Below are 19764 nucleotides of genomic sequence, written 5' to 3'. Positions count from 1 at the left end.
GTTTTTTACAAAATGGTATCTCCATATAGATTGGAAGGGTTTTATGTCCTCATTGATGAAAGGCACGGCGATTTTAACAATCGGCCTATTTTTATCTAAAGTATTGGGCCTTATTTATATTTTTCCGTTTTACGCTATTGTAGGAGAGGAAAATATAGGGCTGTACCAATATGCGTATATTCCATATAACATTATGCTATCGATTGCTATTTCGGGGTTGCCGCTTGCGGTATCGAAATTTGTTTCAAAGTACAATGCATTGGGTGATTATGAGACAGGAAGAAGACTGCTTCGTTCCAGTACGAAGTTAATGATTCTAAGCGGAATCGGCGGATTCCTATTGTTAAATCTTTTATCATCTCCAATTGCCCATATCGTTATTAATGATGATGAGCAAATATATAGTGTTGGAGAAGTTGCAGACGTTATCCAGTGGGTAAGCTTTGCCTTACTTGTCGTTCCATTTATGAGTTTAGTCCGAGGTTTTTTTCAAGGGTACGGACATTATATGCCTACCTCCGTTTCCCAGCTCGTTGAACAGATTGCACGCATTATCATCCTGCTTGGCGGTGCCTTTATCGTCATTGTCCTATTGGATGGTACACCAGCGGCAGCCATTAACTTTGCTGTCTTTGCGGCTTTCATTGGAGCTATAGCCAGCCTTTTTATACTGTTCCGTTTCTGGAAAAAACATAAGCTGGAATTTGATGAAAAACTAGCGGTGAGTACTACATCAGAGGAAAAAGTACCGCTATCGAGCTTATATAGAGAATTATTGAAATATTCGATTCCTATCGTTTTCGTGGGTCTAGCTAACCCTTTATTTCAGCTAGTTGATATGCTTACGTTTAACAGTGCAATGACGTCGATCGGTTTAGCAAAGGTGACGGATACATACTTCACGATGCTGAATTTCTTGACGCATAAAATTGTCATGATCCCCGTTATGTTGGCGACAGGCTTTTCAATGGCATTAATTCCGACAATTACAGAATATTATACGCTTGGAAAATTAGGCTCCCTGCGAAATGCAATGGATAAGACGTATCAGGTGCTATTGTTTATTACCGTTCCGGCTACCGTTGGAATTGTGATTTTAGCTCCTTATATCTACCATATTCTATATGAGCAAAGTGAGATGGGGACGCTTGTTCTTGCTCATTATGCTCCAATTGCGATATTGTTTGCATTATTTACAGTGACAGCAGCGCTTTTACAGGGGATTGATTACCAAAAATGGATTGTATTCAGTTTATTGACAGGTGTTCTAGTTAAGCTTGTTTTAAATATTCCTTTAATTAAATGGCTGGAAGTGGATGGTGCCATATTAGCAACGGGTCTTGGCTACGGGGCAACAATTATAATTAATATCGTCGTTATTCATAAAGCTCTAAATTATAAATCAGCCATGGTAAAACGCCGTATTTTGCTTATTTTTATTTTATCGGGCATTATGGCTGCAAGTGTTGCGGGTGTAACTGCTCTGCTGAATACATTCCTTGCAGATGACTCTAAAATGACGGCCCTTATTTACTGTATCGCGGGGGCAGGAGTTGGAGCAGCTATCTATGGCTTTATATCACTGCGGATAGGGCTTGCACAAAAATTACTTGGAGCAAAGGTAACAAAAATTGCAAATAAATTAGGGTTCAAATAGGAGGACGCGGTATGCGTTTAGATAAATTATTAGCAAATATGGGCTATGGTTCGCGGAAAGAAGTGAAACAGCTTTTAAAAGAGAAAGCTGTGACAATTGATGGGATCGTTGTAAAGGATGCTGCAATGAAGGTAGATCCCGACCAGCAGGATGTCTCGGTATATGGTGAGCGTGTCATCTATACCGAGTTCATTTACCTCATGATGAATAAGCCGCCAGGTGTCATCTCGGCAACAGAGGATCGTTATGATGAAACGGTTATAGACCTGCTCGATCCACTGGCACAACATTTCAAGCCGTTTCCTGTGGGACGCCTTGATAAGGATACGGAAGGTCTGTTGCTCATCACGAATGACGGCAACTTATCCCACAACCTTCTCTCCCCAAAAAAGCATGTGCCGAAAACGTACTATGCAACGGTAGAAGGTGTTGTAACAGAGGCAGATATCGCAGCGTTCCGTCAGGGTGTAGAATTAGATGACGGCTACGTAACGAAGCCGGGGGAATTGGTCATTTTAAAATCGGACGATGTGTCAGAAATTGAATTAACGATTCAGGAAGGGAAATTTCATCAGGTAAAAAGGATGTTTGAGGCTGTTGGTAAAAAGGTGACATATTTAAAACGTCTTTCCATGGGACCGCTTGTGCTTGATGAGATGCTTGAACTCGGTGATTACCGGGAGTTAACAGAAGAAGAGCTGGCTGCTTTAACAACACATAGAGAATCATAGCAAAAAGAATGCTCCCCGACGAAAGGAGCATTCTTTTCTTTATCTCATTGTTGTCTTTTCTTATGAAGTTAACTTTACTTTTTTATTCGTCGTTGTCCATTTGCCTCGACTCGGGCTCATTACCAAGTCATTAAAGGCTAACACATTCAAATCTCTTTGAATGGTGCGAGGAGTGATGTTGAACTCTTCGACTAAATCCTGTGTAGACACTTCTCCTTTAGTAAGAATGAACATGTACACGTCTTTAATACGATTAAGCATTCTGTCAGTAGTTGGTTTCATCATTAATGAACCACTCCTTCATCTTAGTTCTCATGGCAAAGACTAGCGGACGACAAGTTGCGTTTGGGTACGCAAAGGCTTTAGATTTCTGCCTTAGACAGCCCCTTTTCATATAGATTATTTCAGAACAAATATTCTGATATCATTATTATAGCGAAAAATCAATGAAATTTCTATATATAGTATGTAAAGATTAAGAATTTTCGTTTGACAACACAAGTCTACAACCGCTATTTAATAAGCCTAATGTTTTATACATATTAGAGGATAGAGGTTGTAATTTCGCTCAATAGGAGTAAAATAGCGATATTAGTAAGAGAGGTGTTCAAAATGGATTGGTACAAATTAGCGAAAAATAGAGAAGAAGAGCTGATTGGGGAACTGCGGGAACTACTGCAGATCGAAAGTGTTCTGGAGGAAGAAAAAGCAACGCCAGACGCACCATTTGGCCCTGGTCCTCTAGCCGCCCTGCAGTTTATGCTGGAAAAGGGCCGTGAGCAAAACATGACGGTAAAAAATATTGATAATATGGCCGGTCACATTGAAATGGGGCAGGGAGAAGAACTGCTTGGGATCTTATGTCATGTTGACGTAGTACCAGCAGGAGACCCTTCTACTTGGACGTATCCACCATTCAAAGGCGAAATCGTTGACGGCAAACTGTACGCACGTGGTGCCATTGATGATAAAGGCCCGACAATGGCTGCATGGCTTGCGATGAAGCTAGTGAAAGAGGCCGGTATTCAACTAAATAAACGAGTACGGCTGATTGTAGGTTCTGATGAAGAAAGCGGCTTCCGCTGTGTAGACCGTTATTTCGAAAAAGAGGAGATGCCGACAATCGGCTTTGCACCTGATGCTGATTTCCCGCTTATTAACGCTGAAAAGGGGATTGCTCATCTAGTCTTTTCCCAAAAACAAGCACCGGAAGAAGAAAATTTATTTTCTTTTACGGCAGGTAAACGTATTAATATGGTTCCTGAAACAGCAATTGCAGTACTTAACCGAGCATCTGAAAATATCGGTTTGAAATTTCAGAATTTTTTATCAGAAAATAATGCGGTAGGTACTTTAAATTTAGAAGGTGACCGCTATATAATAACTGTTAAAGGAAAATCAGCCCATGCCATGGAGCCCGAAAAAGGGTGTAATGCTGCAGTACTTTTGGCTAAGTTTTTAACAACAGAGCTGAAGGTTGGCGCAGGTGCGCAATTTGTACAGTTCGTTACGGATGTATTTTACGGAGACCATACAGGAAAAGCATTAGGCTTTAATTATTTTGATGCTATGTCTGGGGAAACGACATTAAACCCGGGGCTGGTATCTTTTGGAGAAAAAGGCGGCGTCATTGAAGTAAGCATGCGTTATTCTGTGACTTATCCTTTCGAAGAAAAGATGACGGACATCCAGCAGCTGATGACTACCAAGCCTTTTGTTCTTGATGTAGCAGGCGACTCCAAGCCGCATTACGTTCCGGAAGATGATGAACTGGTACAAACGCTGCTTTCTGTATACCAAAAGCATACAAAGGATTTTTCAAAAGTTCTATCAACAGGTGGAGGTACATATGCCCGAGTGATGAAAAAAGGCGTGGCATTCGGCATGTTGTATCCAGGTGAGCCAGATGTTGCACATCAGGCAGATGAATATGTTGTTATAGAAAATCTAATAAAGGCAGCTGCAATTTATGCAGAAGCAATTGTGAAATTAGCTAGCAAATAAATACGAAGAGAAAAGGATGAATACAGGTGGGCTATAGTTTATGGAATGACCGCATCGTAGCGGACAAAGAAGTTGCGGTAGACAAAGAAGATCGCGGCTATCAGTTTGGTGATGGCGTATATGAAGTTGTTAAGGTATATAATGGTCAGTTATTCACAATGGAAGAACACGTAGACCGTTTCTACGCGAGTGCAGAGAAAATTAAAATTACGATTCCATATACAAAGGATAAATTATATACATTGCTTCATCAGCTAGTAGAGGCAAACGAAATCAATACAGGTCATATTTATTTCCAAATTACGCGCGGTGCCTGCCCGCGTAATCACATCTTCCCTTGTGATGATGTGCAGCCAGTCCTAACAGGCAATGCAAAAGAGAACCCACGCCCAGTGGCTAACTTTGAAAATGGTGTGAGAGCAACATTTGTAGAGGATATTCGCTGGCTTCGCTGCGATATCAAGTCACTTAATCTATTAGGTGCGGTGCTTGCAAAACAGGAAGCTCATGAAAAAGGCTGCTATGAGGCAATCCTGCACCGTGGTGAAACAGTAACAGAAGGTTCCTCTTCGAATATTTATGGTGTAAAGGATGGCGTTTTATATACACATCCGGCTGATAACTTAATTTTGAATGGAATTACACGCCAAGTTATCATAAAATGTGCCGAGGAAATTGGTCTGCCAGTAAAAGAAGAGGCATTTACGAAAGAACAATTATTGGCGATGGATGAAGTAATCGTATCTTCTACTACTTCAGAAGTAACGCCAATCATCGATATTGACGGTCAGGAAATTAGCGGCGGCAAACCGGGTGAATGGACTCGCAAACTGCAAGCACAGTTCGATACGAAAATCCCACAATCAATCAATGCGTAATAAATAGGGGGCGGCTATGCTGGCTGCCCTTATTTTTTTCTGTAGTTATAGATTGAAAGTTTCTAATTTACATAGACAAGTGTAAATGATTCATATTATTTTCGTGCGAGCTTTGTTTTTCTAATGTACAATAAAGCTCAATAACAACTAGAAAAAAATGGAGAGTGTGTATATGGCTCAATTAGTGAAGCTTCAGGATTATATTTCACGCTATCAAATTGACCTGGCTCGTTATCCGACCCAATTTGTCCGCTTAAAGAAAAATCAATGGGAACGTGTCAAGCATCAATGGGAGACAGGAGAAGAAATACAACGCTGGGAACATATCGAGACAGAAGTAGCAGAGGAGACGATCGGAAAACCGCGCTTTTCCTTTTTAAAAAAGTTCCTGCCGAACCAGCGGCAGCAAGAAGAAGAGGAACAGGATGTAGAAACGGTAGATGTCTCCAACGAGCTGGACGAAGACTATATTCATGACGAAGAAACAATGCTTCATTTTGAACCAAACATCGTCTACAATCCAAAGACGCTGGAAGAATTAAAACGCATGTTTATTGATCAGTTTTTCCATTTTCAATTAAAATGGGCGAGCTCTACAGTCCGTGAGAAATCGTATGTAGATCCTAAGTTCATGAGGGACTCACTGTTACGTACAATGCTGCAGGGACTGCCGGACAGCTATCTTGTATTCTATTTGCCGATTTTACGAATAAAAAAGGCGCCAATTGAGCTGGATATTCTTATTTTAACACCGACAGACTGCTATATTGTGAAGGTGCTGGAAGAAGAAAACCATGCCGTGTATGTAGGAAGCGGCGAACGCTTCTGGACGAAAAAGATAGGGAAGAACGAGAAGAAGACGCTTAGTCCTATGATTGATTTAGCTCGAACAGAATCCATTGTGTCCCAGTTGTTCCAACAGGAAGGGATTGACATGCCGGTCCGAAAGGTGATTTTGTCACGTAACGGTTATATTGATTATCCTGGTTCTGTATACGGGGTTCAGTTTGTTGATAAGCGCAAGTTCTCTGAATGGATGCAGCAGCTGAAGCGCTCTGTTTCTCCAATGAAGCACATGCAAATTCGTGCTGCCCAGTCCATTTTGAAATCGGCAGAAACCACATCATTTAATCGTGATATTTGGAGTGTGGAGGAATCAAAAGAAAAGTGAGACTGGTGTTCATCATTAACGAGTTTGCGGGCAATGGAAGGGGCAGGCGCGTATGGCAGAGGTTAAGGGATAACCTGACAGTATCGTATGATATGCATGTAACAGGTTATCCTGAACATGCGTATAGGCTGGCCTATGAGCTGGCTGAAAAAGCAGCAAAAGAAAAGTGCAGTATTTTGCTTGTTGTAATAGGTGGAGACGGAACAATCCATGAAGTCATCAATGGGTGCGCAGGCAGTGAATATATCTTGCTTGGAAATATACCTGCCGGGTCCGGGAATGATTTTGCCCGTGGATTCCGAGCATTTTATCATGCATCAGAAATTGAAGCCTATCTGCAAAATTCCAGGATGCAATATGTAGATTTAGGGATGGCCGAATATACAGGTAAGCAGTTCTTTGTCAATAATTGTGGAGTGGGCTTTGATGCATTTGTTGGGCTGGAAGCAAATCGTTCAGAGATGAAAAAGCGTTTCAATCAAATCGGGGTTGGGAAACTTGCCTATGTATATTATGTCGTTTTGGGTTTGGCAAGGTTCAAACCTTTTTCCTTATCAGTCAATTGCGACGGGGATATCTATACGTTTGATAGGGTGTGGTTTGCTACTGTAAGTAATCAGCCTTACTTTGGAGGCGGTATGAAGATTTCCCCGAAATCCTCAATAAATGACGGAAAATTAGAAGCAACAATTGTACATAATTTATCACGAATAAAATTCCTTCTTATGTTCCTGAGTGTGTTTTTCGGGGCTCATACGCGAATAAATGGGGTCGAGCAGATAACGGGAGAATGCTTTACACTCCGCTATAACCGGACTTTGCCATGCCATGCAGACGGTGAAGACCTCTACAATCATACTTTACAGCTGCATGTAACAACAAAGAAGGCGGCATTGAAAATAGCAAAAATAGTGTCATCCTAAAGCAAATTAGAGAGAATTACGCTATAATGACGTATATATGTATTTTATAGAAATGAGGAACATGAAGTGAGATTAAGAAATAAACCTTGGGCTGCGGAGTATATAGAGGCACATCCAGATGTCATCATTCCAAACCCTGAGGATTATAAAGGCAAATGGCATGAAGTTTTCGGTAATGACAATCCTGTTCATATTGAAGTAGGCACAGGAAAAGGCCAATTCGTTTTAGGTATGGCGAAGCAAAATCCTGACATTAACTATATCGGAATTGAATTATTCGATAGTGTGATCGTATGTGCATTGGAGCGGGTTGTTGAAGCAGAAAAGCCAGCAAACTTACGCCTGTTAAAAGTAAATGGGGCGAAGTTACAGGAGTACTTTACAAAGGGCGATGTAAGTCGCGTATATTTGAATTTCTCGGATCCTTGGCCGAAAAAACGACATGCAAAACGTCGTTTGACGCATGAAGGTTTCCTGAAATTATATGAGTCGCTTTTAATCGAGAATGGAGAAATCCATTTCAAGACGGATAACCGCGGGCTTTTCGAGTATTCATTAGTGAGCATGAATCATTATGGCATGCGTCTAAACTATGTATCACTGGACCTGCATGCGGAAATGCCTGAAGATAACATTATGACGGAATATGAAGAAAAGTTTTCCGCGAAGGGGCAGCCGATCTATCGGCTGGAAAGTCAGTTTCTGACAAAACAAGAACTTTAAAAAGTTACTTTGTTATTTTATGTCGAAATCCTGATGCAGAACCAGTCAATCGGTTAAAATCGCAGCTTGATACTAACTGAAGAGTAGGGGGATTTTAGGATGGATGAACTTTTATTTCACAACATGAAACTTACGTGGCTCAACGGGGGTGTAACGGCTTTAGACGGAGGTGCCATGTTTGGCGTCGTACCAAAGGCGTTATGGTCACGTAAGTACCCAGTAAACGAAAAGAATCAGATTGAATTGGCATGTGAACCAATTTTGGTCCAGTATGAAGGCAAGAATTATTTAATCGATTCAGGTGTCGGCTTCGGCAAACTGAATGAAAAGCAGCTTCGTAATTTTGGTGTATCTGAAGAATCGACAATTTTTGAAAGCTTGAAAGAAGTTGGTCTTTCAGTTGAAGACATTGATGCTGTGCTGATGACTCATCTGCATTTTGACCATGCAGGCGGATTGACATATTGGGAGGGAGAACAGCTCGTGCCTACTTTCCCCAATGCTGATATCTACGTGACGCAGATTGAATGGGACGAAATGCGTAACCCGAATATCCGTTCACGCAACACATATTGGAAAGAAAACTGGGAGCCTGTACAGCATCTCGTAAAGCCTTTTGAGAACGAGTTAGAAGTGGCGCCTGGAATTAAAATGATTCATACAGGCGGTCATAGCGAGGGGCATGCTATCATTAAGCTAGAACAAAATGGTGAAGTACTTGTACACATGGCAGATATCATGCCTACACATGCCCATCAAAACCCGCTGTGGGTGCTTGCCTATGATGATTATCCGATGACAAGCGTATTTGCCAAAGAGCGTATCATGAAAGAAGCACTTGAAAACGGCTATAAATTCATTTTCTACCATGATGCTTATTATCGTATGGTTCAGTGGGATGCAAGCGGAAAGGAAATAGTCGACAGCGTGAAGCGCTCGAATGAGGCATTAATCCAATTTAGTTAAAAAAAAGCGTTCCCGTGAAGGGAGCGCTTTTTTAATAAGTCTGCCTTTGTGAAGCGGCAGGCAGTTTACATATTAGCTCACTAATTGTAAGTCCACAACAGCGCCAGTTCTTGCATCTGCTGCAAATTCATATGTTTCCATTTCGCCATTATTTAGACGGGAAATGCCCCCACGGTAAACAGGGACTTCTGTAAAGCCATTTGAAAAGTTTTCGATCTTCATATAGATCCAGGAGCCGTCGATTGGCGAATCCTTTTTAAAGTCCGCTTTAATATTTTCTAAGATTTCGTTTGCGGATTTGTAAGGTGACACTTTTTCTGTTACTTCTTTAATGATGACTGCTGCAGCCAATCCTGTTACTACACCCAACATAAAATCACGTAATTTCATCGTAAGTCCCTCCTTTATTTCTCTTATTTACTTTATCATACATAAAAAAACTTGTAAAAAGTGAGGGGCGTTCCTCAACTTCCTTACTTAACAATAAAGAATCTTTTTCGAAATACGAAATATTCTGGAATCATGCTATAATAAAAAAGCCATATTACCAATAAGGAGTTGGGGATTGATGAATCAAGAGACATTGCAGTTATTTCAAACGCTGACAGAGCTACCGGGAGCACCCGGCAATGAACGAGCAGTACGTAATTTTATGCGCACAGAGCTGGAAAAGTATTCAGATGAAATTATTCAGGATAATTTAGGCGGTATTTTTGGAGTCCGCTATGCAGAGGATGAAAATGCACCGAAAATTTTAGTGGCAGGGCATATGGATGAAGTAGCATTTATGGTTACTTCTATTACAGAAAATGGGATGCTTCGATTCCAGACACTAGGCGGCTGGTGGAACCAAGTAATGCTTGCTCAACGTGTTACTGTGTATGCAGGGGAAAGGGAAATTCCGGGGGTAATTGCTTCTATTCCTCCGCACCTTTTAACAGATGCAGAGCGTTCAAAACCAATGGATATTAAAAACATGCTGATTGATATTGGAGCAGATGATAAAGAAGACGCAATGAAGATGGGTGTTCGACCAGGGCATTCCGTTATTCCGGTCTGTCCATTCACACCAATGGCTAATCCAAAGAAAATTATGGCGAAAGCCTGGGATAACCGTTATGGATGCGGACTTGCCATTGAACTGCTAAAGGAATTAAAGGATGAAAAAGTAGCAAGTCATCTTTATTCGGGAGCAAATGTAATGGAGGAGGTAGGCCTTCGAGGGGCACAAGTTTCTGCCAATATGATTCAGCCGGATTTATTTTTTGCACTAGACGCTTCTCCGGCAAATGATACATCTGGAGATAAAAATCAATTTGGGCAGTTAGGAAAAGGGCCGCTCCTGCGTATTTTTGACCGAACGATGGTGACACATCGAGGTATGCGCGAGTTCATCCTGGATACAGCGGAATCGAGTAATATCCCGTATCAATATTTTGTTTCCCCTGGAGGAACAGATGCAGGACGTGTTCATACAGCAAACGATGGTATTCCTTCAGCGGTAATTGGCATCTGCTCACGTTATATTCATACAGCTGCTTCTATTATCCATATAGATGATTATGCAGCAGCAAAAGAATTGCTCGTGAAGCTGGTACAAACTGCGGATAAATCTACAATTGATTCAATCCGCGCTAACGTATAAGTAGGTAAAGGTGCTCAATAAGGGCACCTTTTTCTATTTCACACGTCCTATAAAAGGTGATATAATTTAAAATTGGATAAAATTTATTTTTTTTGCAGCATTCTATTATCTTATTGAGTGCGGTATGAAAGAGTATGTAGGTGCCTTATGAGCAGAGTATACGGCCTGGAGAAAGAAAGTAAAACTTTTGGATGTAATGATGCTGAGGCGTAATGGATGGGAGTTGAATATATTGCTGATTGCAATAGGAACAAAAAACAAAGCAAAAACCGCAGCGGTAGAAGAAGTCGCTAAAAAATACTTTGAAAATATAGACGTTGAATATATTAGCGTACCTTCCGGTGTATCGGATCAGCCATTTTCCGATGCAGAAACACGCCAGGGAGCCATCAATCGTGCTGTCAATGCGAGAAAAGCAACAAATGCGGATTTAAGCTTTGGGCTTGAGGGCGGCGTTTATGAATTGGATGGAGAAATTTACTGCTGCAACTGGGGGGCTGTTGCTATTAAGGATGGTCCGGTTATTTCAAGTTCCGGCGCATCCTTTGTTTTACCGGAAGAAATAGCTGGGCAGCTTCATGCTGGAAAAGAGCTTGGACCTGTCATGGATATATTTACAGAAACAAAGGATATTCGCCAGCACTCGGGAGCGATCGGCATCTTTACAGATGGATTGGTAGACCGTAAGGAAATGTTTGAACATATCGTGACATTGCTGATAGGACAAGTACGCTATCAGATGAAACAATAAAGTAAATACTATATCAAGGTATCCAAGAGCACCTCAAATGAACTATCCCTCCCCTGTACAGGAGATAGTTAGAAAAGTTCCTGCGGGTGCTGTAAGAAAGACTAGAAAGAAAGTGAGGAAATGACATGAATCGGAAATGGATTCATTTAGTCCTGATGGCAGTAGTAGCAATTATGCTGGCAGGATGCGGCAAAACAATTGAAGAGCAGATTACAGAGGGAGTTGCATCAGCAGCTACTACATTTGAATCGAAAGCACCAGCCCCAACAACAGAAATCGGCAAAATTAATGTATATGTACCACCAGCCTATAAAGTAGAAGAAGGGGCAAATGAAATGAACTACATCTTCACAAAGGGGAGAGACTCGTTTATTTTATTTGTCAACACGATAGAAGCGGAAGATAGCCGTCTGCATTATGACAATCTTGTAAATGATACAAGTTTAAATATTGTAGAAAAAGAGACGTTTGAATTTGAAGAGGCATTTGGATTCACGGCAGTGATTGAACACGGAGAAAAAGATTATGAGCTGATCGTATCCAGTGGCGGTGTCAAGATGACAACGATGGCCGAAGGGAAGAAAATTGACGAGAAATTGGCTGAAATGATGGAAATTGTACGATCAGTACAAGTGCAAAAATAATACAAGACGGCAGTTTTTTGATACAATACTTTTAAACACAACGGTTCACAGTAGTGAACCGTTATTTCTATGTAAGGAAGTGATCTCAATGAAATCACCACAGCTAGTAGAAGAGCTGAAAAAAAGACTCGGAGAAGACCGGTTTGATTGGACATTTGATAAAGAAAAGGACAAAGTGCGTCTTGAACATAAGACACTAGAACGAGGAATGGATATTTCATTACCTGAAATTCTGGCAAAATATACACAGAAAAAAGAAGCAGCGATTGAAGAGGTCGTCTACACAATCGAGCAGACATTCCAAGCGATGGAGCGTGAACAGCAGGAAGGGTTTGGCGGTCTCGCTCAGGTTTATCCTATCATCCGCTCCACTTCTTTCGCACAGACTTCTAAAGAGGGGCACACGTTTGTAACGACAGACCATACTGCGGAAACACGTATTTTTTATGCGTTAGATCTAGGTACGACATACCGCTTGATCGATGAGTCTATGCTGCCGAAATTAAATGTAACAGCAGAGCAGGTACGAGAAGCGGCACGTTTCTCCGTAAAAAAGCTGCCAACAGAATATAAGAAGGATGAAGTAGCAGGCAGCATCTTCTATTTTATCAATCATAATGACGGCTATGATGCAAGCCGTATTTTGAACGAGGGTTTCCTGAAAGAGATGAGTGCTAAAATTGAGGGCGATATGACTGTATCTGTACCTCATCAGGATGTGCTGATTATAGGTGATATTCGCTCAGAAGTAGGTTATGATGTATTAGCACAGCTTACGATGCATTATTTTGCAGTAGGTACTGTGCCGATCACGTCGCTGTCCTTTGTATATGAGGACGGAGAGCTTGAACCAATTTTTATCTTAGCGAAAAACAAAGTGTCAAAGGAGCAAGAAAAAAAATGAACTTAGCGTATAACAGAGAGCATGTTGGAGATGTATTATTAGTCCAGTTATCAAATGAAGCAATCGAAAAAACAGTTGTAGAGAAAGAAGGAGACTTTGCCCTGCTGAAAGAAGAAGCAACAGGCGAAGTGAAAGGGTTCAATCTATTTAATGCAAGCAAATATGTGAAACTTGATGTACAAGGAAATGTCGAAGTAACGCCTGAATTAGTAGAGCAGTTAACAGCGGCATTGAATGAAAATAATGTAGAACTAACGTTGAATGTAGACTTTTCTCCAAAGTTCGTGATTGGACAAGTAGAAGAAAAAGAAAAGCATCCAAACGCAGATAAATTAAGTATTTGTAAAGTAAACGTCGGCAGCGAGACATTACAAATTGTTTGTGGTGCTCCGAATGTCGAGGCCGGTCAAAAAGTAGTAGTAGCAAAAATCGGGGCAGTAATGCCTTCAGGATTGTTAATTAAAGAAGGAAATTTACGTGGGGTTGATTCATTCGGAATGCTTTGCTCAGCTCGTGAATTAGCTATTCCGGATGCTCCGCAGGAAAAGGGAATTCTTGTACTGGAAGATAACGCTGAAGTAGGTGCAGCCTTCCAGGTTCCAGCACAATAACAAGGTCAAACCAGCAGGAGAACTTTACCTCCATGCTGGTTTTTTTAATATCTCCAAGGTATGATATTCTTCTGATTACAAAATTTGTTTAAATTATATGTGAATTGGATTAAGCAATACTATGTATTTTTTCGTAAACGCAGTTTTTATGAGGTGTGAACGTGAAATTTATTTTATAATAAAAGAGCTATGCCTTTAAGTAGAAAGAAGTGATACGAAATGAACTGGTTTAAAAAGAAAATTAATGAATTATTTCATAATGATAATGAACAATATGATGAATATGAAGAATACGTAGAAGAAGATTTTGAGGAGTATCAGGAAGAGCAGCCAAAGGAGAAAAAATCTTCCTTCCGCTTTCCATTAATTGCAGATGAGGAAATTATTCCCCATGCACCAAAGCAGACCCATAAAACACAGGCTGCACATACATCATCATCCGGTGAGGAAAAGCCGCTTGAGCTACCAAAGCATTTACAGCACGCCAACTCCAAAGTATATGATGTAGAGGTTCAAGGTATCCGGGACCTACTGGAACGTAGACAGCAGCGTACGGGCCATTCGAATGTGATTCGCAGCCAGCCGAGAGGGGCCCGAAAGCTTTCGATAAAGAAAGAGGAGAGAGCGCTTGCCACAAAGAAAGAAAAGCGGGAGCTGCCACCGAAAAAACCTATACTGGATGAAAAAGAGGTCAATCGGGAATTTATAAATCCATTAGAAAATCGTAAGCGTTTTGTTCCGACGGAAGTTCCATCCCCGGTTCATGGTTTTCAAAAACCAAAGCTGATTGAACAGCTCATGGCAGAAAAACAGGCGGAAACAGGAGAAACTGCAGAAGAAAGAACTATAATGCCTGTTGAAATGAATATGGCGGAAATGGATCAGCCATTGCATATTAGAGAATTTAGTGAATTCTTCAGCAATGAAGAGGAGCAGAACGAAAAACTATCTGCAACAGCAGATTTGTACGTGGAAGAAATTGCAGAGAAAGAGCCAGTTGAAGCCGCAGCGGCGATGCTGGATGAGCCATATACAAAAACAATTGATTTAACAATAGAAGGAATAGAAGAAAATGAAAAGCCAGTCGAAGTAGATCCGGCTCTTTATGAGGAAAACGATTCCTTGATTGTCATTGAAACAGTAGAGGAAGCTGTAAATCAAGTATCAGAAGAAAAAATGGTCCATGGGTCAATCCCTGAAGCTAAAAAACAAGAGCCGCAAGAGTCCTCTGATGCATTATCAGATGTACAAGTAAAGCATGTTAAGATCGAAAACTCTACAATTCATATCGGTCAATTAAATGTAGAGCAAGCACAGCAAAATGAATTTGTACAAGTCAAACCGGAAGAGCCAAAGCCCGCTTCAGCGGGGAGCCGCCTTCCTTTCAATGTACTCATGCTAAACTCAGATAAGAAAAAAATGCTTGCAAAAGAAATTTTGCAAGAGCAGCTGCGAAAAAAAAGGCAAGAAGAACAAGAAACAAAAAACGAGACGTCTGAACCATTCCGAGAAGACGTTCACTCGGAGCAAGATACTGTATTGTCTATCCCGGCTAACGATATGGACAAGGCAATCGCTATGGAGTCAGCTTCTAATGCAGTAGCCGTTTTGGAAAGAGAAGAGACAGCTGCTGAAGTGGAGCATATTGTAGAATTAACTGAAAAAGAAGAGTCTGCAAGTATGCAATTGGTTGAGGAACAAGAAGAGGTAAGTCAAAACACACCAAAACCGTTACCGATTGTTCTTTTAGAAGAAGAGGAAGCAGAAAATACTAGAAGTGTACTGCCGCAGGGTGATGAAGTGGAACGTCTGCTGCACGCTGCAGCAGAAGAGCAAGAGGCTGAAGATAAACCTATGCAGGTACCTCCTGTAAACCTTCCAGGCCATGAGATAGAACAACAGACAGCAGCGACGGTGGAAGTGCAAGAAGAGCAGACAGAGCTGAAATTTAGCCGTCATTATGAAAAACCACCGTTATCATTCCTAGCACCTCCTGAAGAAAAAACAGAGGATTGGGCATGGATGGATGAGCAGGGAGAACGGCTAATCATGGCTCTTTCTTATTTCCATATTGACGCAGAAATCGTATCTATTGTCCAGGGACCGGCTGTTACTCAATTTGAAATTACAGTGGCCCATGGTACAAAAGTGAGCAAGGTACGCGGCTTGGCAGATGATATCAAGCTGGCCCTTGCAGCAAGGGATATTCGGATTGATGCGCCGATACCTGGTAAGCATTCCATCGGGATAGAAATCCCAAATCGTGTAGCACGTGCTGTGCGTTTATCGGAAGTGACGGATAGTGATGGATTCCAGGAATCTGAATCGCCGCTTGAGGCGGCGCTAGGTCTTGATTTAACAGGACAGCCAGTTACAATCGACCTTCGGAAAATGCCGCATGGTTTGATAGCGGGAGCGACAGGTTCAGGAAAGTCAGTATGTATCAATTCAATTCTTGTCAGCCTTCTTTACAAAGCAGATCCGCATGAGCTAAAGCTGATGCTTATTGATCCGAAAATGGTAGAGCTGGCGCCATTCAATCATATTCCGCACCTTGTCAGCCCAGTTATTACAGATGTAAAAGCTGCGACTGCTGCACTGAAGTGGGCCGTTGAGGAAATGGAAAGACGCTATCAGCTTTTCATGCACGCAGGAGTAAGAGATATTACACGTTTCAATCAGCAGGCAGAAAAGGCTGGGCAGTACGCACAAAAGATGCCATATATTTTAATTGTCATTGATGAATTAGCAGATCTTATGATGATGTCACCTGCTGATGTAGAGGAGGCTATCTGCCGTATTGCCCAAAAGGCGCGTGCATGCGGTATCCATCTGATTGTAGCGACACAGCGGCCATCTGTTGATGTCATAACGGGCTTGATTAAGTCGAATATCCCGACGCGTATTGCGTTTGCGGTATCATCTGCTGTCGATTCGCGTACAATTTTAGATATGCAGGGTGCAGAAAGATTACTTGGACGGGGAGATATGCTTTACTTAGGCAATGGTATGCCGGCACCGGTCCGTTTGCAGGGAACGTTTGTGACTGATGATGAAATCGAGGATATTATCGCTTATGTACGCGACCAGGGTGAGCCGGAATACATGTTTGAGCATGATGAGTTATTAAAAAAAGCGGAAGTTGTGGAGGAGCAGGATGAATTATTTGAAGAAGTATGCCGTTATGTGTTCGAGCAAGGCACGGCTTCGACTTCATCTATCCAGCGTCGATATAAAATCGGTTACAACCGGGCAGCAAGACTTGTCGATATGTTAGAGCGGCACGGTTTCGTCTCTGAACAGAAGGGCAGCAAGCCGCGAGATGTATTTATTACGGAATCCGATATTATTTCGATGTTTGAATAGGGGGATTCAGAAAAGTTAGAAAAGTCCCTCAAGTAGCGTTCCTCTTAAGAAATGCTATAATAGAACAGTCATTTTAATAAACAGGAAATAAAAAAATTCAATCGGGGCAAGGTGTGTAGATTTATACGTTTCGGGGTATTGAATAGACGGCTAGTCGGCAGGGCTGATTCTTCGTTTGGTCAACTATCACTTGAACAGGCGTAGATTTCTCCACTTACTTCCCTAATATTTAACGGGAGCATTAGACTCCTAGGAGGTTTCAACATGACACTTTACCATTTTACAGGTATTAAAGGCTCAGGTATGAGTCCATTGGCACAGATTTTATTTGATGCTGGAGAGCAGGTCCAGGGTTCTGATGTGGAGACATATTATTTCACTGAACAGCCGTTGCGTGAGCGAAATATAACAATTAAACCATTTGATGAAAATAATATTAAACCAGGCATGACAGTAATTGCGGGGAATGCTTTTCCAGATGACCATCCGGAATTAGTGAAGGCACGTGAACTAGGTGTCGAAGTCATCCGCTATCATAAGTTTTTAGGGGATTACATTGGCAAATATACATCAATCGCTATCACAGGAGCGCATGGAAAAACATCAACAACGGGCTTGATGAGCCATATTATCGGCGGCCATATGCCTACCTCCTTCCTAATTGGGGACGGTACGGGTTCAGGAAAAAAGGATGCCTCTTATTTTGTGATGGAGGCGTGCGAATATCGCCGTCATTTCCTAGCGTATCATCCTGATTATGCGGTAATGACAAATATCGATTTTGACCATCCGGATTATTTTAAAAATATCGAGGATGTGTACAATGCATTTGAAGAGCTTGCTCTTCAAGTGAAGAAAGCAATTATTGCTTGCGGTGATGATGAGTATTTGCAGCGTATTCAAGCAAATGTTCCTGTAGTTTACTACGGTTTAGGAGCAGAAAACGACTTTGCTGCGCGTAATGTAGTGAAGACGACTGAAGGAACGGAATTTGAAGTGTATGTACGCAATGAGTTCTACCACAAATTTTTCATCCCGCTGTATGGTGATCATGCGGTGTTGAATTCGCTTGCAGTTATTTCGTTATGTCATTATGAAGGAATTCCAGCAGAGCTTGTACAAGAGCGTTTAAAGACGTATGGCGGCGTAAAAAGACGTTTTACTGAAACAAGAATTGGGAACAATGTATTGGTAGATGACTATGCACATCATCCAACAGAAATTTCGGCAACATTACAGGCAGCTCGTCAAAAGTATCCGGACAGAGAGATTGTTGCTGTTTTCCAACCGCATACATTCTCCCGTACACAGGCATTTCTGCAAAATTTTGCAGCTAGTCTTTCAAAGGCAGATGCAGTTTATTTATGCGATATTTTTGGTTCCGCACGCGAGAAGGCTGGTGAGCTGACGATCAATGATTTAGCGGCCCTAATTGAGGGAAGCGCAATCCTGAAAACAGATGCCATTGCTGCATTGCAGAAGCATAAAGACGCAGTATTCTTATTTATGGGCGCAGGCGACGTACATAAATTCCAGGATGCGTTTGAGCAGCTTTTACAAGGGTGAAACAAAATATAGATGTTGTGCATAACTGATCAAGCTGTTTGAAATGTCTCACAGTAAGGGAAGTATGTAACAAACAGCTTGAACAGCTTATTCTTTATTGGAGGATGAGCTGTTTTTTCATAAGGGATGCAGGATTTTTTTATATTTTGTCGAACATAAAAGATAACTATGTATAGGAGGTCTTCACATGGAAGTAGTATTGTATATCGCAGCTTTGGTTGCTGCAATCGGTTTTTTAGTGTTATGTATCAGCGTTGGTATGACACTATTCTCACTAAAGAATACTTTAAACAACATCGCATCAACAGTAGCCGGCATTGAAGGGCAAATGGAAGGAATTACACGTGAGACAACCACTCTTTTAACAAAAACAAATTCCTTAGCGGATGACATTTCACAAAAATCCGAGAAGTTAAATTCAGTAGTCCAAGCCGTTAAAGGAATCGGTGATTCTGTAAACGGATTAAATACTTCTGTACAACGTGTTACGTCAGCTGTATCTAAAGAAGTGGGACGTAATGAAGAAAAAATTGCACAGGTTGTGCAGTGGAGCAATGTCGCAATGGGGATTGCAGATAAGTGGAAACAGCGTAAAACAATTAATCAGGATATAACGGTAGTGGATACAATGCCTCCCGTTGAAGAAAAACAAAAATAAAAACAAAGAGGGTGTAAGGAATGACAAATAAAGGCACATCAAACAATTTACCGCAAGTATATTATGTGGATAGTAACAGAACGATTTACGGTGAAGAAGAAACTTTGAATATCAAGGATTTCGTAATTGGTGCATTAGTGGGAGGCATCGTTGGGGCAGCAGCTGGATTATTGCTGGCACCAAAAGCAGGTCGTGAACTACGTGGTGATGTAGCAACGCAAGCTGTCAATTTAAAGGACAAGAGTGTAGAGTTTTCTTCAACAGCAAAAGAGAAAACAACACAATTATCACAGCAATTGAAAGAGCAATCAACTCAATTAGTTGATAAGGTGAAATCAAAATCATCAAAAACACCAACAGTATTTGATGATGGCACTGTATCTTCGGAAGGGGAAGAGCCGCTTGATGAGATAGCTGTAGGAGGTATGACAGACGGGATAGAAGCAGCAGCTGTGAACCGTCATACAGAGGAAGGGTTATTAGAGGATGCCCTTGAAGGCAACGATATCTCAAACTCTGCACGTCCATCTTCAATTTAATTTTCTACTTGTGCTAAAAAGAAAGCT

19 protein-coding genes are annotated in these 19764 nt (G+C 41.4%); 17 read left to right on the top strand and 2 right to left on the bottom strand.

The features are described from left to right. The first annotated feature begins 43 nt into the window (after positions 1-43). Both AA0Y26_RS16455 and AA0Y26_RS16450 read left to right on the top strand, forming a co-directional pair. A complete protein-coding gene (locus AA0Y26_RS16455) occupies positions 44-1657 on the top strand; it encodes a putative polysaccharide biosynthesis protein (protein ID WP_413363169.1) in 1614 nt (537 codons plus the stop codon). An 11-nt stretch (positions 1658-1668) separates the two neighbouring features. After that, positions 1669-2388, top strand: a complete 720-nt coding sequence (locus AA0Y26_RS16450) for a pseudouridine synthase (protein ID WP_413363168.1) — start codon at positions 1669-1671, stop codon at positions 2386-2388. A gap of 60 nt (positions 2389-2448) precedes the next feature. On the opposite strand, the gene AA0Y26_RS16445 is transcribed toward AA0Y26_RS16450, so the two are convergent. After that, positions 2449-2670 carry a DeoR family transcriptional regulator gene (locus AA0Y26_RS16445; RefSeq protein WP_036151116.1) on the bottom strand — a complete coding sequence of 74 codons (222 nt, stop codon included), beginning with the start codon at positions 2668-2670 and terminating at the stop codon, positions 2449-2451. Positions 2671-3000: 330 nt separating this feature from the next. On the opposite strand from AA0Y26_RS16445, the gene pepV reads away from it, so the two are divergent. From pepV to AA0Y26_RS16415, 6 genes are all read left to right on the top strand, one after another. Further along, positions 3001-4392, top strand: coding sequence for a dipeptidase PepV (pepV, locus tag AA0Y26_RS16440; protein WP_413363167.1), 1392 nt, complete (start codon positions 3001-3003; stop codon positions 4390-4392). Positions 4393-4418: 26 nt separating this feature from the next. Beyond that, positions 4419-5270, top strand: a complete 852-nt coding sequence (gene dat, locus AA0Y26_RS16435; protein ID WP_413363166.1) for a D-amino-acid transaminase — start codon at positions 4419-4421, stop codon at positions 5268-5270. 172 nt (positions 5271-5442) lie between these two features. Further along, positions 5443-6441: a nuclease-related domain-containing protein gene (locus AA0Y26_RS16430; protein WP_413363165.1), complete on the top strand. Its 999-nt coding sequence runs from the start codon at positions 5443-5445 to the stop codon at positions 6439-6441. Continuing rightward, entirely contained in the window at positions 6438-7364 is a 927-nt protein-coding gene (locus AA0Y26_RS16425; RefSeq protein ID WP_413363164.1) for a diacylglycerol/lipid kinase family protein, read from the top strand. The genes AA0Y26_RS16430 and AA0Y26_RS16425 overlap by 4 nt, the downstream gene beginning before the upstream one ends. Before the next feature lie 66 nt (positions 7365-7430). Further along, positions 7431-8087 (top strand): tRNA (guanosine(46)-N7)-methyltransferase TrmB, encoded by a 657-nt coding sequence (gene trmB / locus AA0Y26_RS16420; RefSeq protein WP_413363163.1) that lies wholly within the window; start codon positions 7431-7433, stop codon positions 8085-8087. A 99-nt stretch (positions 8088-8186) separates the two neighbouring features. After that, a complete protein-coding gene (locus tag AA0Y26_RS16415; protein WP_413363162.1) occupies positions 8187-9053 on the top strand; it encodes a YtnP family quorum-quenching lactonase in 867 nt (288 codons plus the stop codon). A gap of 72 nt (positions 9054-9125) precedes the next feature. Here AA0Y26_RS16415 and AA0Y26_RS16410 read toward each other — a convergent pair whose 3' ends face one another. After that, complete coding sequence (locus AA0Y26_RS16410) at positions 9126-9443, bottom strand: hypothetical protein (RefSeq protein ID WP_413363161.1); 318 nt, start codon at positions 9441-9443, stop codon at positions 9126-9128. Between the two features lie 178 nt (positions 9444-9621). Here AA0Y26_RS16410 and AA0Y26_RS16405 point away from each other — a divergent pair, with 178 nt between their 5' ends. From AA0Y26_RS16405 to AA0Y26_RS16365, 9 genes are all read left to right on the top strand, one after another. Next, positions 9622-10698 carry a M42 family metallopeptidase gene (locus AA0Y26_RS16405; RefSeq protein WP_413363160.1) on the top strand — a complete coding sequence of 359 codons (1077 nt, stop codon included), beginning with the start codon at positions 9622-9624 and terminating at the stop codon, positions 10696-10698. A gap of 232 nt (positions 10699-10930) precedes the next feature. Beyond that, entirely contained in the window at positions 10931-11449 is a 519-nt protein-coding gene (locus AA0Y26_RS16400) for a DUF84 family protein (RefSeq protein ID WP_413363159.1), read from the top strand. Between the two features lie 125 nt (positions 11450-11574). Then, complete coding sequence (locus tag AA0Y26_RS16395; RefSeq protein ID WP_413363158.1) at positions 11575-12093, top strand: hypothetical protein; 519 nt, start codon at positions 11575-11577, stop codon at positions 12091-12093. Between the two features lie 88 nt (positions 12094-12181). Continuing rightward, positions 12182-12997, top strand: coding sequence for a DUF1444 domain-containing protein (locus tag AA0Y26_RS16390; RefSeq protein WP_413363157.1), 816 nt, complete (start codon positions 12182-12184; stop codon positions 12995-12997). After that, entirely contained in the window at positions 12994-13608 is a 615-nt protein-coding gene (gene ytpR / locus AA0Y26_RS16385) for a YtpR family tRNA-binding protein (RefSeq protein ID WP_413363156.1), read from the top strand. The genes AA0Y26_RS16390 and ytpR overlap by 4 nt, the downstream gene beginning before the upstream one ends. Positions 13609-13827: 219 nt before the next feature. Continuing rightward, positions 13828-16974, top strand: a complete 3147-nt coding sequence (locus AA0Y26_RS16380) for a DNA translocase FtsK (RefSeq protein ID WP_413363155.1) — start codon at positions 13828-13830, stop codon at positions 16972-16974. A 264-nt stretch (positions 16975-17238) separates the two neighbouring features. Further along, positions 17239-18540, top strand: a complete 1302-nt coding sequence (murC, locus tag AA0Y26_RS16375; protein ID WP_413363154.1) for a UDP-N-acetylmuramate--L-alanine ligase — start codon at positions 17239-17241, stop codon at positions 18538-18540. A gap of 187 nt (positions 18541-18727) precedes the next feature. Beyond that, entirely contained in the window at positions 18728-19198 is a 471-nt protein-coding gene (locus AA0Y26_RS16370) for a DUF948 domain-containing protein (protein WP_413363153.1), read from the top strand. Between the two features lie 20 nt (positions 19199-19218). Next, positions 19219-19737 (top strand): YtxH domain-containing protein, encoded by a 519-nt coding sequence (locus AA0Y26_RS16365; protein ID WP_413363152.1) that lies wholly within the window; start codon positions 19219-19221, stop codon positions 19735-19737. The last annotated feature ends 27 nt before the right edge of the window (positions 19738-19764 follow it).

The organism is Lysinibacillus canaveralius (assembly GCF_047301505.1).
GTDB lineage: Bacteria > Bacillota > Bacilli > Bacillales_A > Planococcaceae > Lysinibacillus_B.
The sequence above is the reverse complement of the archived record's forward strand: the minus strand, read 5'-3'. Positions and strand labels throughout refer to the sequence as shown.